Below are 14571 nucleotides of genomic sequence, written 5' to 3'. Positions count from 1 at the left end.
ATTGTGAGATAATGTCTAATCTCACTTGTAATTTTTGACTTGCATGACCATCGTTACCGAAGCCTTAACCGAGTTGGAACCAGTCATAAAAACTACCTTTACCGTCGAGGAAATTCGCCAACTACTGCCCCATCGTTATCCCTTTGCCCTAGTCGATCGCATTATTGACTATGTACCAGGTAAAAAAGCCGTTGGCCTCAAAAATGTCACGATCAACGAGCCTTTTTTCCCCGGTCATATTCCCAGTCGTCCCTTGATGCCGGGGGTGTTAATTGTTGAATCCATGGCCCAAGTGGGGGGAGTGATTTTGACCCAATTACCCGGGATGAAAGGGAAATTTTTTGCCTTCGCTGGCATTGATAAAACCCGTTTTCGTCGTCCTGTGGTGCCGGGGGATCAATTAATTATGACGGTGGAATTATTATCCTTCAAGATGAATAAAATTGCTAAAATGCAAGGGGAAGCAAGAGTCGATGGGCAATTGGCCGCCCAGGGCGAAATGATGTTTTCCGTCTTTGATTGACCTATGAATTTTGATCGAGATCGTCTCCGACAAGAACTAAATTTATTTGCTATTCTAGGGGCTTTTATTACCAATATTTTCGCTAATATTTTTCCTCTCAAGGGCGAAAATATCGGGGCTATCTCGAATACAGTTTTTCAAGATGTCTTAATTGTTCCCGCTAATTATGCTTTTGCGATCTGGGGATTAATTTATCTGGGTTTAATTAGTCTGGGAATTTACCAAGCTTTGGCTTTCAATAAAACTGAACCGCGTTTGCGTCGGTTAGGCTACGAATTAGCCATTGCTAGTGCTTGTCAGATTCTCTGGGTAATTCTCTTTCAATCCCGTTTTTTTACCCTGTCTTTACTAGCAATGCTAGGCATTTTAATTCCTCTCATCCGGCTTTATCTTCGCTTAGAAATTAATCGCTTGATTGTCAATCGTAAACAGGGTTTATTAGTTAATGCTCCTATTAGTATTTATTTCGCTTGGATTACCGTAGCCACGATTGTCAACGTCGCTTCGGTGCTAGATTGGAGCGACTGGCAGCGATGGGGTCTAACTGACCAGATCTGGACGGTAATAATCCTGCTTATCGGGGCGATAATCGCGATTTTAGTCGGTTTAAAAAGAAAAGATCGGGCTTTTATCGGGGTGTTTATCTGGGCTTTTTTGGCGATCGCCATTAAACAGATTTCTCTGCCTCTAATTGCGATAACAGCGATTATATTAGCGATTATCCTAACTTTTCTGGTTTTTCGTGGCAATTTTCGCCCTCTGAGTCGTTAAGATGCCGGATTACAGCGAATTTCGACGATAAAGCCATCGGGATCATAGAAGTAAACCCCCCTGCCAGTCGGCCGGGTTACGGGTCCACTAGCAATAGTAATTCCCTGACTTTGTAGCACTTCTAGGGCAAAATCGAAGCATTCCGGGGCAATATCGAAGGCTAAATGATTGGCACGGGTAAAAGCGATTTCGGGATTGTCGTCGGGAGGGTTTAAATCTGGTTCCCAAAATAAGTCAATTACTGTACCATCGGGGGTGATAAAATTGGACACTTTTCCCTGGGCAACTAATTCTTTTAAGGTACTGGGAATTTTTTCGCCCACTAATTCCTCTAATCCTAATATTTCCCCATAAAAATGACGAGAGGCATCCATATCTTTGACGTTGAAAGCGATATGATGGACTTTTCGCAGTTGACCGATTTTGAGTTTTTTTGTGGTTAGGGAAGGGCTAATAGTCATTTTAGTTATCATTTATCAGTAAAGGGTTGGGGGATTTTTCAGTGAACAGTAATCAGTAATCAGTAATCAGTGAAAAGACAGCATCTCACCTTTGTAACCCCTAAATTAGGTTTTTATGTCAAGCTATTTTGAAAGCCTTGCTAGAAACCAGTTTTAGGGACAAGTATAATTACTCACCTGCATAAATGAGATGCTCCCCAGTGAAAAGTGAAACAGTGAAAAGACAGCACTATTAATGTCATTTAATACTCCTCATTTAATACCGTTAACTGATAACTGATAACTGATAACTGATTGGCGACTTAAGAGTTAATTTTTTGCAATAATTGTCGAATGGATTCTGCATCTTGAGCGTTGGGTAGGAGAGCGAGATAGAAGCCTAAATCCTGTTGCGCTTGGCTGAGTTGTCCAATTTGATAGTAAACTAAACCTCGATCGCGCAGCTCTAGGGGATGATTAGGAATGAGCAAAAGTAGCAGATCTATTGTCCGAATTGTCTGAGACCATTGTTGACGATTCAGGTAAATATATTTTAAATTAGTCAACAAACGTAATAAAATTTGCTGATTGGTAGCAATATTGAGAAAATGTTCTTCTAATTTAACTGGCTGTTGATAAACCTGACTTAATCTTTCTTGACAGTCCTGTTTAAATAAGATTTCACCACCGTGAAAGGGATCGACAAAAATTTCCACTTCCTCGAAATCGGGACGGATAATAAAATGCCCGGGCATACCAATTCCTACCATGGGAAAATCGATCTTTTTGGCAATCTCTAAATAGATGATCGAGAGAGTAAGCGGAATACCAGTGCGGCGATCGATTACGTCATTTAAGTAGCTATTGCGGGGGTCATAGTATTCTTGGGTATTACCGATAAATTGTAAATCTTCAAACAAATATTGATTGATAACCTGGACTATTTTTAAGGGATATAATCTATCGGGTAGGCGTTTTTTTACCTCGTCAGCCATTAAATTTATTCTATTTAAATAGTGATCAATCTTGAGGCGGGGATATTCAAAATTGGCTATTTGTAGGGCTGCCTGAGCTAGATTTATCTCGGAGTCAGGATGTTGAATTGTTTCGATGAAAGCTTGGTATAAGAGTTCAAGGGTCATTAGAAAAGGGTATTAATCAGATTATCAACTATTTTAACCGATCCTTCTGGTTTTATCGCTTCTCTTTTCTGAATCAGCATTAAAGATTCAGCGATTTAGATGAGCTTTCTCCGGAGGAGTAACGAGAAATCTTGTCAAGGTCTAGATTAACCACTGCTTTTTCTAAAGGGATCGTGCGACAATTTTTAGATTGATCCTGCACTTGATAAACTAATTGATTTGTCCAATCTAAAGCAGTTAACCAACCACTTTGGGGATGATAAACCCCAGTTTCAATGTCTAGCCAACCGCTGCCGCGAGCTAGTTGCCCCGGTTTGACATCGGGAAAGGTAAAGGTTAAAGTATGACCTGTGATAATTAGTTTATCCTTGAAATAGGGTTGGGTCATGGTATGAAATTCGTTTCTAATCCAACAAAACTGCTCGTTTGTTTGCTGTTCAAGGGGATATTCTGGGTGTACTCCCGCGTGAACTAACCAAATATCTCCTAGGTCTAAATAAGCGGGTAGGGATTGAAACCAATTGATATGATCGGTGGGTATATTGTTATTATAACTTAGTAGTGTTGCCGCCCCGCCACTCTCAATCCAGCCGTTTAACCATTTTTCGGAAACTTCTTTTCCCGTCAGAGCTTTTAAGAGCATATATTCATGATTTCCTAAGAGACATTGGTAGTTATTTTTGATCACGAAATCCACCACTTCCAAGCTCTGCTCTCCTCGATCGATTAAATCTCCCAGAAAATAGACCTCATCCTCACTATCGGGATCAACTCGGTTTAATAGTCGCAAAAGTGCCTGAAAATTACCATGCACATCTCCGATAATAATACGACGCGGTTCTTGAGTTTGTTTCCCTATTTTTCTAAAAAACATACACCCCTCTCTAATCGCTGACAAGACTAAAATTGCTACTCTTTTATTGCTAAAAAGGTAGTTTTTATAAGGTCTTAATTTTATTATAGGACAAAGCTTTCCCTCTGACAGTCACTTCCTCGCAAGAACTCCGGCAGAAAGGCAGTAATTGTTTTGTAAAGTATTTTTGCAATCTCTGGACAGAGAGCGGGCGGGTTATGGTATTATTTTTTTACGATCAGTTTTTATACAATTGGATGTAACCATCCATGCTTGTACGCACAGATTTCCATTATATAAAAAACCATCTCACAAAAATGCTCCCTTGTCAAGCATCATCAAAAAAAAAGTTTTTTTTGAGATTATAATAAAAAAAAATTAGTTTTCTGCTTCTATGATAACCCTAATTAACGCTAGAATTCCCGCCCATCAGGATCAACAACAAATAGAGATAAATGCTGCGGGAAGGATCGAGAGAATCACGGAGATGGGGGGAAAGACAAGAGGGGAAAAGATTATCGATATGGAAGGGGATTGGCTATCGTTAGGAGGAGTAGATTTACAGATCAACGGAGGATTAGGATTAGCATTTCCCGACTTAGAAATAACAGATCTAGAAAAGTTAGATAAGATTAGCGATTATCTTGGGAATCAAGGAATTGATGGTTATCTTCCCACCCTAGTCACCACGTCTGTGGAGAAATTTCAAAAATCCCTCTCAGTAATTGCCAAATATATCGAAAAACAGCAACAGGAAAATCGATCGAGCGCCCAGGTTTTAGGAGTACATTTAGAGGGACCATTTTTAAACTATGAAAAAAGGGGAGCGCATCCGGGACAATATCTTTTAAACCCAAGTATAGAAACAGTAGATAAAATCTTTGGGGACTACTTATCGATTGTAAAAATTATCACCCTAGCCCCCGAATTAGATAGTAGCGGTACGGTAATTAAATGCCTAAGCGATCGAGGAATTACCGTCAGTTTAGGACATTCGCAAGCAAGTCAAGAAATAGCCAAAAAAGCCTTTTTCCAGGGGGCAAAAATGGTTACTCATGCCTTCAATGCCATGCCTCCTTTACATCATCGTCAACCGGGTTTATTAGGGGAAGCAATTATCAATTGCGATGTGTATTGTGGGTTAATTGCCGATGGTCAACACATCCATCCAACCATGATAGAATTATTACTAAAAGCCAGTAATTATCATCAAGGAATTTTCTTAGTTAGTGATGCTTTAGCGCCGATTGGTTTAGGGGATGGTGTCTATCCTTGGGACGAGAGAGAAATTGAAGTCAAACAGGGAACAGCAAGACTTTTTGACGGTACTTTAGCGGGAACAACCTTACCCTTATTACAAGGAGTAGCCAATTTAGTTAACTGGGGAATATGTGATTTAGAAACGGCAATTCTTCTAGCGACAGAATCCCCCAGAAAAGCGATCGGATTAGCGGGTTTATCGGTGGGACAACCTGCAAACTTTTTGCGCTGGCAATCGGCATCAAATTGGGAAAGATTGGATTTCCGCCAGCATTTTGGCCTCTAACTGTTGAATGAGGGTATCGAGATCGACTTCGAGGCGATCAAAACATTCAGGAGGGGAAAGATCGGGTTGAAAATAAATCAATTTTACCTGACCATCACCGATAGCAACCATAGCTACTTCTTCCCTGGGATTATAGTGATAAATAATCCCGAGCATCTCTTGAATTTTACAATTAACCTTGCGATTTAATTTCTCTAGAGCCTCCCTAGAACAACAGACAAAATGGGGCTGAGGTTTAAGATCGATGCCCAAGGTTTCTTGAGCATCTTCTCCCCATTCCGAGAGTAAACCCCACATTAAACTGGCTAATTCCCGTTGATTTTCTTGCACAAATTGATCTAATTGATAGCGCCATTGATTAGCGGGATCATCGGGGATTGGTTGTTCAAATCTCATCATTAGCCTCTTTTCAGTTATCAGTTATCAGTTATCAGTTATCAGTTATCAGTCCTTAACAAGGAGGGTGCCGATCCCCCCTGCCCCCCTTGATAAGGGGGGTGCCGATAGGCGGGGGGATCCCCCTTAATAAGGGGGGAAAGCTGAGAATTTTTAACACCTACCTACTTATAGACAACTTTTCCTCTAGATAGGGATTGAATAGGGATAGAACTATTCACCTTTTCAGTTAACGACGGTACTCATCACCGCAATCACCGATTAACTGCAATAAATCCCGGGATTTTTCCAAGACATGATCAATTTTTTGATAGTCTTGGGGAGATAATTGAAAATCGAAAATACGGGCATTTTCTGCGATATGTTCAGCAACACCCAAACGCACCCCGATAATTGCTCCAGCTACGGCTTTTTGTTCAAGAACGTAACGCACTGCCACATTAGGAATGGTGACATGATAGGAATCAGCGATCGCTTTAAGAACGGTTAATAATTCTTGGAATAATTGCCAGTTTCCCCAAGCATTGATCATGTTTTTATATTTCCGTAAACTAGCGGTATTGAGACTCATGGCATTAGGTTCGGGATGACCGAGATATTTTGCCCCTAATAAGCCTCCTGCTAGAGTACCATAGGCGAGTAGATAGATGTTATGTTCTTGGCAAAATTGTGCCATTTTGACGAGGGGACGGCGATCAATTAGAGAAAACTGGACTTGATTGGAGACTATTTTAATCCCGGCGCTGAGAATAATTTTTAAATGTTCCGTGTCGAAATTAGTCAAGGCCAGGTGTTTAATTTTGCCTTCCTGTTGTAATTCTCCTAAAAAATATAAGGCATCTAGATAATTTTTATCGCGATAATCCCACCAGTGAAACTGCAATAAATCGAGACTATCCACATCCATGCGACGCAGGGAAATAGCGATATTTTTTGCGACTATTTCCTTAGTCATTTTACCCGGACGGGGAACCCATTTAGTGAAAGCTTGCAGATTATTTAAAGCATCAATGCCCCTTTGAGCGACTAATTGACGACGAAATTCACCGATAAAATCTTCAGCCGGACCGTAATGATCGGCCAGATCCCAAGTGGTGAAACCGGCATCTAGATAGGAGAACATACTAGAGATCGCTTTTTGGGGTGCGATCGAACCATGGGCGCCTGAAACCTGCCACATTCCGTTCAAAATACGACAAATTTCCAGATCGGGGGTAAACTGTAAGCGACGAGATTCGGACATGGGGACTTTTCAGTAAACAATAAACAGTAATCAGTGAAAAGACAGCAGAAAACTGTCATTGAATACTGCTCACTTAATATTCTATTCTCCTACTGACCACTAATCACCGATTACTGATTCAAGACAGATCGATCGTCCCTGTCTGGAAAAACGCAGTCAAGGGGAAGACTTTCGGAAAAATCTCCCCCTGTTTAGGTTTTTGCTGCCCAATTTTTGCCTGGTTAATATTCCACTTCCAATCGCGCTGCGGTGACAGCATCAAAAGCGAAAGCGAGAACTATAGGCATGGGACAAGCGAGGGTGATACAGAGAATTAAAGCTGTCAAAGTCAATCCGATCGCCATTCCTAGCCAAAGTTTTTCGGCAGGGGATAGACCTTTTTGGCGCTTAATGTTTTGTAACACTTTGGTGGGAATTGGTTCTGGCATCACGGCATTGGGAGGGAATGCCCAATAATTACTGTAGCGTTCGAGAAATAGCTCTGTCCAGCCGTTTTCTTGACACCATTCTTGAATCCATGGTTCGTGAAAGTGTTTCATTGCTTCCCTGTTGACTTTTTCCGGTGATTACTATAAACATCTCCTGATGTGAATTTCATCCTAGCAAAGCTATCTTAAGGGTCGATCGGATTCAATAAAACTTAATATATGAGTAGTCGGTGGGTAAAATGTATTCTAAGATACAGTGCCAGCGAACGACCAGAACGAACCACAAAGACACAAAGGACACAAAGATCGATCGCTCCCATATAAGTTAAACCGATCACACAAAAGGAAATAATTGTTAAAAAATTTCGGTTCTCGATTCGGTACAGATTGCCTGTAATTTTTGGTCCCAAGTATCGAGGGGAAGGGTATCGAGATAGGCAAAGTCAAAGACAATCCCGATCGAGGGGATAGCTTGCCATTCGGGGGAATGTAAGAGACGATCAAAATAACCTCCCCCGTAACCTAAGCGATAACCTTGGCGATCGCAAGCAACGGCAGGAATTAATAGTAAGTCCACTTCGGCCGGTAAAATGAGAGGAGCGATCGCTGTTGGTTCATAGATGCCATAACGATTTAATTCTAGGGGATCATCGGCAGTCCAACAGTGCCAAGTCAGGCTATCTCCGTCACAACGAGGAAAACCCCAGCGATGGTGTTGGGAAAATAAGGAACTTAAATCCGGCTCTTGACGATAACTGAAGTAAGCGAGAATGGTTTTAGCGTGTTGAAAGAGGGGTAAAGATTGTAAATTTTTGCAAAGTTGCTGACTATTTTCTTGCCAAATATGCTTAGGAAGCGATCGTCTTTGGGCAATTAGTTGTTTGCGTAATTGGGCTTTTTTGGTAGCAGAATCCATAAAATAAAGATAAATATTTCTGTAGTCACAAGATGCTAAATCTATTTAACTCGCTTTTTGGGCGTTATAACGAGAATATCAAGGCCAATGTGGAAATTTACACTTGGGCAACTTGTCCCTACTGTATTCGGGCCAAATGCTTGCTGGGTTGGAAAGGAGTAAAATACACCGAATACAAGATTGATGGGGATGAAAGCGCACGTCAAGCCATGGCCGAACGTGCCAACGGTAAACGCAGTGTACCACAGATTTTTATTAATAATGAACATATCGGTGGTTGTGATGATTTGTATGCTTTGGATGGTCAGAAAAAATTAGATAATTTACTGGCTAAATGTGGGACTATCTAAAGTCTATTGATGAAAAAGCCTATGAGAAACATCGGCAATGGATGCAGTTAGCTTTAAATTTAGCGGCAACTGCGGGGGATCGGGGTGATGTACCTGTGGGAGCGGTTATCGTGGATAAACAGGGACATTTAATCGCTCAAGGGGCTAATTGCAAGGAAAAACACCATGATCCCACCGCTCACGCCGAAATTATGGCGATTCGTGCCGCTAGTCAGGTTTTAGGCAATTGGCACTTAAATGATTGTACCCTCTACGTCACCCTCGAACCCTGTCCCATGTGTGCCGGGGCAATCATTCAGGCTAGATTAGGATTATTAGTGTACGGTGCTGACGATCCCAAAACAGGAGTTATCCGCACTGTGGCTAATTTTATAGATAGTCCTTTTTCTAACCATCGTTTACCAGTAATTGCGGGAATTTTAGCCAAGGAATCGGGGGAATTATTACAAACATGGTTTGAGAAAAAAAGAAATGTTTAAAGAAGTCAGGGAGATAGGAGTCAATAAGCTGTAATGCCTCTTAGCTTAAAACCCCACACCCGACACCGCACACCCTGCCTCTAGAAAAAACTTTTTCAGCAAACCCTAATTAAAGAAATAGTTAAATCCTGATAAAAATCCTCCTGTTTTAACTCCACTTTTGATTGAGAAGCCAGTAAAAGTAAAGCCCAAAAAATCGCCACCTTTTCCTGTGTTGCCGAGTGACTAGAGGGTTTTTCCGCTTGCCATAAATCTAATAAATACTCAAACTCTATCTCATTTTTCTCTAATTGAAAAAACTTTCTCTGCAAAAAAAAGTCCAGTTCCGCTGCCAATTCCGTCAGGTTTTCTTGGTGGGCCAATTCCGTGATAATTTGTACCGCTTCCCGTCGGGATTGGGGCCGGGGTTTCGGGACAACTACAGCCAGTTTCGGTAAAGCTTCAATCTCTAGGGCAATCTGTTGTAATTGAGTGATTAACTCCTGCAAAGTTACCCGTCTTTTTCGCGGTGGTGGGGCGGCAGTACGACGGCGAATATGATTTTCTAGATAACGGGGTAAAGTTCTTAATTCTCTTTCTAAGTCGCTAATTTCCTCATCAATCAGACTTTCTTCTTGCTGGTCTAAAGACAATCTTTCTAGGGTATCAGCCTTAAATAAAACTAACATGGAAGCCCATAAAAAAGCCTGTCCCGATTGGGGTAAATTAGCCTGGGCCATGGCTAAATCTAGATCATTTAATAACCCCAATTCTGCCAAAAAGCGATCGATCACATCGATAACCTGCACATCCCAGGGGTCAATTTCTCCCTGTTCCGCCATTTCTAAAAGAGATTCGATCGCATCACTGGCCGAGGTGATAGTCATGATTGTAGAATCTTGTAGGATCTCAAAGGATAGAATTTAGCAAGCAAAACCATGGACATATCGATCGCTGACCTGCGCTTGGACTACAATCTCGAAGAATTGCTAGAGTCAGAAACATCTGCCGATCCTTTCATTGTATTTAAACAATGGCTAGAACGGGCGGTATCTTCGGGAAGATTGGAACCCAACGCTATGACTTTAGCCACTATTTCCCCGGAGGGTAAACCCCGGGCCCGCATGGTACTGTTAAAAGACTTCGATCCTCGCGGTTTTGTTCTCTTTACCAACTACCACAGCGCCAAGGGACAGGAATTAATCGCTAATCCCAATGCAGCCCTAGTGTTTTGGTGGGGAGAATTGCAACGGCAAATTAGGATTGAGGGAACTGTAGAAAAAATCAGCGAGGAGGAATCGGATAATTACTTTTTTGTCCGTCCCTGGGAATCTCGTTTAGGGGCCTGGGCCTCCAATCAAAGTGAAGTGATTTCGGGGCGAGATATCCTCGAAAAACGCCTGACAGAACTAAAAGAAGAATATGCGGGTCGTGAAGTTCCCCGTCCTGCTCATTGGGGCGGATTTCGCCTAATTCCTAGTTTAATCGAGTTCTGGCAAGGTCGCCCCAGTCGTCTCCACGATCGTCTCTGTTATTATCGTCAAGAAGATGGCAGTTGGCAAAGGCAACGTTTAGCTCCTTAGTTTGATCTTGACACCTTGTATTAGCAAAATAGCTCGATGCTAATTCAATTTGTCATTTTAGTCTTGAGATAATATTAGGTCGATGTCTTTTCCCAACCTGCGCTTCCCTTAGCGATCGGGTTGGGCTATTATGTCATTTGAGAAAGGCAATCTCTCTGCCCTAAAGTCTCAGAAAAACGATAGAATTGAAAGGGAGAGCATCTCATTTATGCAAGTGAGTAATTATACTTATTCCTAAAACTGGTTTCTAGCAAGGCTTTTAAAATAGCTTGACATAAAAACCTGATTTAGGGGTTACAAAGGTGAGATGCTCCCTTGCGGGTTGAACTGAGTAAATCTATTTTAGCCTCTGAGGGTGAGCAGATTCGCTTTGAAGTGGGTGAAATTGAATTAGAGGTTCAATTTGTGGTTGAGCAGTCGAAAGAAGGCAAAGGTGGGCTAAAATTTTGGGTAGTAGAAATGGGTGGGGGTGTCACCAATAAGGATACGATAACCCATAGAATTAAAATTCCCCTTAAACCCATTGGGAAAGATGGAGGAGCTATCAAGACAGCAAGTGATTATAAACCCGATTAGAATTTTATACCCCTAGGGACGTAATGCTTGCCCCCAAAGCAGTTAATTTGTAGGATGGGTTAGCGAAGCGTAACCCATCACCATCCCAGAATAATACGTTACATCAATCCGATAAGTTATGCCCCAATTCCAACCCGATCGCGCTTTAGAAATTGTTGCCCCTAAGTATGGCACTGCCTATCGAATTGGGGGACGTTTACTCTTGACTTGTCGGCATCTATTTGATAATAGTAACGACTGTAAAGTACGATTTAGATCAACATCAAACTATTCTGATAAGCAGGATATAGACGCTAAGGTAATTTGGAAAGCACCGGATAATATAGATATAGCTTTAGTTGAATTACCAGAAACTATCGAAACTTGTAATCCTGTAGGTTTTGGGTTGTTACCTGATGCGAGTAGCACCCAAAAAGTTAAATTTGACTTTTTGGGCTTTCCTCTATTTTTACGGTATGTTGAAGATGAGATAAAATACGCCACAGGGTTACATATTCAGGGAACTATCGATGTGGCTAATCGTGTTCCTCATAACCGTTTGTTATTAAATATTAAAGATAGTCAAGACATACAACCCACCGATGAACAATTAGAAAGATTAGCAGAAGATCAGTCACCTTGGCAAGGAACATCGGGATCAGCAATTGTTTGTTATGGGTTAGTGATTGGGGTACAATCTAAACAGCCAATTAGAGATCGTCCGGCATCTTTAGAAGCTGAATCTTTGGCAAGGGTTTATGACAATCCAGAATGGTGTGAGATATTAGAAAACCATGATATTGATCCTGAACCTAAACCCGTTATATCCGCTTCTTTAAAATCTTCTTCCTATCGCAATCAAGCTCCTCCTAAACCGAGTTATTTTGTCGAACGTCCAGAGGTTAGTATTGAGTTAAAAAAACTTTTATTGTCAGAAACAACGGAAAAAACTGGAACTTTAGTTATTAGTGCGATTTATGGCTTAGGAGGTATTGGTAAATCCACTTTAGCGGCAGCATTAGCACAAGAAAAAGAAGTTCAAGCTTATTTTCCTGATGGCATTTTCTGGGCAACATTAGGACAACAACCAGATATTTTATCCTTTCTTCATGGCTGGATTCAAGCTTTAGGAGATTATAATTTTAAGCCGACTGGTATTGATGCGGCATCCTTACACTTGAGGACTTTATTAGCCGATAAAAAGGCTTTATTAGTGGTAGATGATCTCTGGAATGTAGAAGATATTGAACCTTTTAGAGTAGCAGTAAATCAATGTAAATTATTAGTAACCACTAGGGAAGTTCCCGTTAAAGGGGCAATTCGTTATGATTTGGATGTGATGACCGAATCTCAATCTTTAGCGTTATTAACGGGTTATTTAAAGCAGGAATTAAATTTACCAGATCAGAAACAAGCCAAAATATTAGCCAAAATTGTCGGTTATTTACCGTTGGCATTAGAGTTGACGGCGGCACAAATTGAAGATGGGATTCTTTGGGCTGAATTAATCGAAGATTTACGGGCAGAAATCGCTAATTTAGAAATTTTAGATCGCTTGGAAGCTGGAGATACTGCCAATGAAGAAAAACGAAAACATTATAGTTTAATTGCTTGCTTTAATCTCAGTTTAAAGCGATTAAATGGGCAAAGATTGAGACAATTTAGCTGGTTAGGGGTGTTACCCGATGATGTTACCATTACCGAAAAAATGGCGGCGACTTTATGGGATTGTCAGGTTAGAGAAGCGAGACAAACTTTAAGATATTTACGCGGTAAGGCTTTATTATTAACGGGGGTTTCCAGTGAACTATTAACGAGTTATCGGGTCCATGATTTGTTACATGATTTAGCCCGAAATCTGATCCTAGCGTCTCCTCATCCTGAAACGGATTATCAATTACCGGGGTTAGGGTTATCAATGGCTGAGGCACATCAGCAGCTTTTACAACGGTATCAAAGACAAATTAAGATATCCCCCCTAACCCCCCTTGAAAAGGGGGGAAAAGAGGTGGAAGTCCCCCTTGAAAAGGAGAGATCCCCCCTAACCCCCCTTGAAAAGGAGAGATCCCCCCTAACCCCCCTTGAAAAGGGGGGAAAAGAGGTGGAAGTCCCCCTTAGTAAGGGGGATTTAGGGGGATCAAATTGGCATACTTTAGCAGATGATGGCTACATTTATAATCAATTGCTCTGGCATTTGGAAAAAGCGGGACAGATAGCCCAGATTCATCTATTACTGAGGGAAGAAACGGCAGAAGGTCATAATGGTTGGTATAGTCAATGTGAAAGGGAAGGGAAAACGGCAATTTTTATTAAGGATGTTTCACGGGCGTGGCAACTGGCGGAGGAGCATTTTATTGAGAATCCTACTAAGTCTATTGGGTTACAGGTTCGTTATGCTTTAATCACCACTTCTCTTAATAGTTTGGCGACTAATATTCCACCAGAATTAATTGCGGCACTGGTTAAACATGAAATCTGGACACCCGCGCAGGGATTGGCTTATGTGAGGCAAAATCAAGATTCTGAGAAGCAAGCCGCAGGATTAACGGCAATTAGTTCCTATCTTCCCCCCGCTTTGTTACCCGAAGCCTTAGAAATTGCCAGAGGGATTGGGGATGAATACAACCGTGCAAGGGCATTGACCGGGTTAGCTCCCCATTTACCTGAAAATTTGTTACCCCAAGCCTTAGAGATTGCCAGAGCCATTGGGGATGAAAGATACCGTGTAAAAGCATTGACAAGATTAGCTCCCCATTTACCCGAAACCTTAGCCACTGCCAAAGAGATTGGGGACAAATACGATCGTGCAGAGGCATTGACAGGGTTAGCTCCCTATTTGCCCACAATCTTGCCCGAAGCCTTAGCCACCGCCAGAGAGATTAAGAGTGAATACAATCGTGCAAAGGTATTGACAGAGTTGGCTCCCCATTTACCTGAAAGTTTGTTACCCGAAGCCTTAGAAATTGCCAGAGCCATTGGGGATGAAAGATACCGTGTAAAAGCATTGACAAGATTAGCTCCCCATTTACCCGAAGCCTTAGAGATTGTCAGAGAGATTGAGAGTGAATACAATCGTGCAGAGGCATTGACAGGATTAGCTCCCTATTTGCCCAAAATCTTACTCGACACCTTAGCCACCGCTAGAGCCATTGGAGATGAAAGATACTGCGTAAAGGCATTGACCGGGTCAGCTCCCCATTTACCGGTCAGCTTGTTATCCGAAGCTTTAGAAATTGCCAGAGGGATTGAGAATGAATCCGACCGTACAGAGGTATTGACAGAGTTGGCTCCCCATTTACCAGAAAGTTTGTTACCCGAAGCCTTAGAAATTGCCAGAGCCATTGGGGATGAAAGACACCGTGTAATG

At 41.7% G+C, this 14571-nt stretch carries 16 protein-coding genes; 8 read left to right on the top strand and 8 right to left on the bottom strand.

Annotated features, from left to right (window positions below; genetic code table 11):
• Window positions 1-43: 43 nt before the first annotated feature.
• Window positions 44-523 (top strand): 3-hydroxyacyl-ACP dehydratase FabZ, encoded by a 480-nt coding sequence (fabZ, locus tag IM485_RS12755; protein ID WP_002734156.1) that lies wholly within the window; start codon window positions 44-46, stop codon window positions 521-523.
• 3 nt (window positions 524-526) lie between these two features.
• On the top strand, window positions 527-1294 hold the full coding sequence (locus tag IM485_RS12750; protein ID WP_104398388.1) for a TspO-related membrane protein: 768 nt from the start codon (window positions 527-529) through the stop codon (window positions 1292-1294).
• Here IM485_RS12750 and IM485_RS12745 read toward each other — a convergent pair.
• The 3 genes from IM485_RS12745 to IM485_RS12735 form a co-directional block, all read right to left on the bottom strand.
• Window positions 1291-1755: a VOC family protein gene (locus IM485_RS12745; protein ID WP_104398387.1), complete on the bottom strand. Its 465-nt coding sequence runs from the start codon at window positions 1753-1755 to the stop codon at window positions 1291-1293. The genes IM485_RS12750 and IM485_RS12745 overlap by 4 nt on opposite strands.
• Window positions 1756-2057: 302 nt before the next feature.
• On the bottom strand, window positions 2058-2876 hold the full coding sequence (locus IM485_RS12740; protein ID WP_104398386.1) for a SirB1 family protein: 819 nt from the start codon (window positions 2874-2876) through the stop codon (window positions 2058-2060).
• A gap of 79 nt (window positions 2877-2955) precedes the next feature.
• Window positions 2956-3750, bottom strand: a complete 795-nt coding sequence (locus IM485_RS12735; RefSeq protein ID WP_104398385.1) for a metallophosphoesterase family protein — start codon at window positions 3748-3750, stop codon at window positions 2956-2958.
• Window positions 3751-4123: 373 nt separating this feature from the next.
• Between IM485_RS12735 and nagA the strand changes: the two genes are divergently transcribed.
• Entirely contained in the window at window positions 4124-5275 is a 1152-nt protein-coding gene (nagA, locus tag IM485_RS12730) for an N-acetylglucosamine-6-phosphate deacetylase (RefSeq protein WP_287743492.1), read from the top strand.
• On the opposite strand, the gene ccmS is transcribed toward nagA, so the two are convergent.
• The 4 genes from ccmS to IM485_RS12710 form a co-directional block, all read right to left on the bottom strand.
• On the bottom strand, window positions 5231-5671 hold the full coding sequence (gene ccmS, locus IM485_RS12725) for a beta-carboxysome assembly chaperone CcmS (RefSeq protein ID WP_104398383.1): 441 nt from the start codon (window positions 5669-5671) through the stop codon (window positions 5231-5233). The two genes, nagA and ccmS, sit on opposite strands and share 45 nt — an antisense overlap.
• Before the next feature lie 229 nt (window positions 5672-5900).
• On the bottom strand, window positions 5901-6914 hold the full coding sequence (locus IM485_RS12720; RefSeq protein WP_287743488.1) for an aldo/keto reductase: 1014 nt from the start codon (window positions 6912-6914) through the stop codon (window positions 5901-5903).
• A gap of 221 nt (window positions 6915-7135) precedes the next feature.
• The gene (locus IM485_RS12715) at window positions 7136-7453 is read right to left on the bottom strand and encodes a slr1957 family protein (RefSeq protein WP_104398381.1); all 318 of its coding nucleotides are present in this window, start codon (window positions 7451-7453) and stop codon (window positions 7136-7138) included.
• Between the two features lie 244 nt (window positions 7454-7697).
• Entirely contained in the window at window positions 7698-8258 is a 561-nt protein-coding gene (locus tag IM485_RS12710) for a 5-formyltetrahydrofolate cyclo-ligase (RefSeq protein WP_104398380.1), read from the bottom strand.
• Window positions 8259-8290: 32 nt separating this feature from the next.
• Here IM485_RS12710 and grxC point away from each other — a divergent pair, with 32 nt between their 5' ends.
• Window positions 8291-8608: a glutaredoxin 3 gene (gene grxC, locus IM485_RS12705; RefSeq protein WP_104398379.1), complete on the top strand. Its 318-nt coding sequence runs from the start codon at window positions 8291-8293 to the stop codon at window positions 8606-8608.
• Window positions 8593-9087: a tRNA adenosine(34) deaminase TadA gene (tadA, locus tag IM485_RS12700; RefSeq protein WP_287743476.1), complete on the top strand. Its 495-nt coding sequence runs from the start codon at window positions 8593-8595 to the stop codon at window positions 9085-9087. The genes grxC and tadA overlap by 16 nt, the downstream gene beginning before the upstream one ends.
• Before the next feature lie 95 nt (window positions 9088-9182).
• Here tadA and IM485_RS12695 read toward each other — a convergent pair whose 3' ends face one another.
• Entirely contained in the window at window positions 9183-9953 is a 771-nt protein-coding gene (locus IM485_RS12695) for a segregation/condensation protein A (RefSeq protein ID WP_287743473.1), read from the bottom strand.
• 51 nt (window positions 9954-10004) lie between these two features.
• Between IM485_RS12695 and pdxH the strand changes: the two genes are divergently transcribed.
• From pdxH to IM485_RS12680, 3 genes are all read left to right on the top strand, one after another.
• Window positions 10005-10649, top strand: a complete 645-nt coding sequence (gene pdxH / locus IM485_RS12690; protein ID WP_287743470.1) for a pyridoxamine 5'-phosphate oxidase — start codon at window positions 10005-10007, stop codon at window positions 10647-10649.
• Between the two features lie 315 nt (window positions 10650-10964).
• Complete coding sequence (locus IM485_RS12685; RefSeq protein WP_265795378.1) at window positions 10965-11225, top strand: trypco2 family protein; 261 nt, start codon at window positions 10965-10967, stop codon at window positions 11223-11225.
• A gap of 118 nt (window positions 11226-11343) precedes the next feature.
• Window positions 11344-14571 (top strand): NB-ARC domain-containing protein (locus IM485_RS12680; protein ID WP_287743465.1); only part of this gene is annotated, 3228 nt, incomplete at its 3' end.

The organism is Microcystis sp. M169S2, from assembly GCF_020245865.1.
Lineage (GTDB): Bacteria > Cyanobacteriota > Cyanobacteriia > Cyanobacteriales > Microcystaceae > Microcystis > Microcystis ichthyoblabe_A.
The sequence above is the reverse complement of the archived record's forward strand: the minus strand, read 5'-3'. Positions and strand labels throughout refer to the sequence as shown.

Excerpts from the sequence above, each read along its gene's own strand:
- nagA (WP_287743492.1), top strand. The coding sequence starts at position 4,124 with ATGATAACCCTAATTAACGCTAGAATTCCCGCCCATCAGGATCAACAA.
- ccmS (WP_104398383.1), bottom strand. The coding sequence starts at position 5,671 with ATGAGATTTGAACAACCAATCCCCGATGATCCCGCTAATCAATGGCGC.
- IM485_RS12715 (WP_104398381.1), bottom strand. The coding sequence starts at position 7,453 with ATGAAACACTTTCACGAACCATGGATTCAAGAATGGTGTCAAGAAAAC.
- IM485_RS12735 (WP_104398385.1), bottom strand. The coding sequence starts at position 3,750 with ATGTTTTTTAGAAAAATAGGGAAACAAACTCAAGAACCGCGTCGTATT.
- IM485_RS12710 (WP_104398380.1), bottom strand. The coding sequence starts at position 8,258 with ATGGATTCTGCTACCAAAAAAGCCCAATTACGCAAACAACTAATTGCC.
- IM485_RS12740 (WP_104398386.1), bottom strand. The coding sequence starts at position 2,876 with ATGACCCTTGAACTCTTATACCAAGCTTTCATCGAAACAATTCAACAT.
- IM485_RS12695 (WP_287743473.1), bottom strand. The coding sequence starts at position 9,953 with ATGACTATCACCTCGGCCAGTGATGCGATCGAATCTCTTTTAGAAATG.
- tadA (WP_287743476.1), top strand. The coding sequence starts at position 8,593 with ATGTGGGACTATCTAAAGTCTATTGATGAAAAAGCCTATGAGAAACAT.
- fabZ (WP_002734156.1), top strand. The coding sequence starts at position 44 with ATGACCATCGTTACCGAAGCCTTAACCGAGTTGGAACCAGTCATAAAA.
- pdxH (WP_287743470.1), top strand. The coding sequence starts at position 10,005 with ATGGACATATCGATCGCTGACCTGCGCTTGGACTACAATCTCGAAGAA.
- IM485_RS12750 (WP_104398388.1), top strand. The coding sequence starts at position 527 with ATGAATTTTGATCGAGATCGTCTCCGACAAGAACTAAATTTATTTGCT.
- grxC (WP_104398379.1), top strand. The coding sequence starts at position 8,291 with ATGCTAAATCTATTTAACTCGCTTTTTGGGCGTTATAACGAGAATATC.
- IM485_RS12745 (WP_104398387.1), bottom strand. The coding sequence starts at position 1,755 with ATGACTATTAGCCCTTCCCTAACCACAAAAAAACTCAAAATCGGTCAA.
- IM485_RS12720 (WP_287743488.1), bottom strand. The coding sequence starts at position 6,914 with ATGTCCGAATCTCGTCGCTTACAGTTTACCCCCGATCTGGAAATTTGT.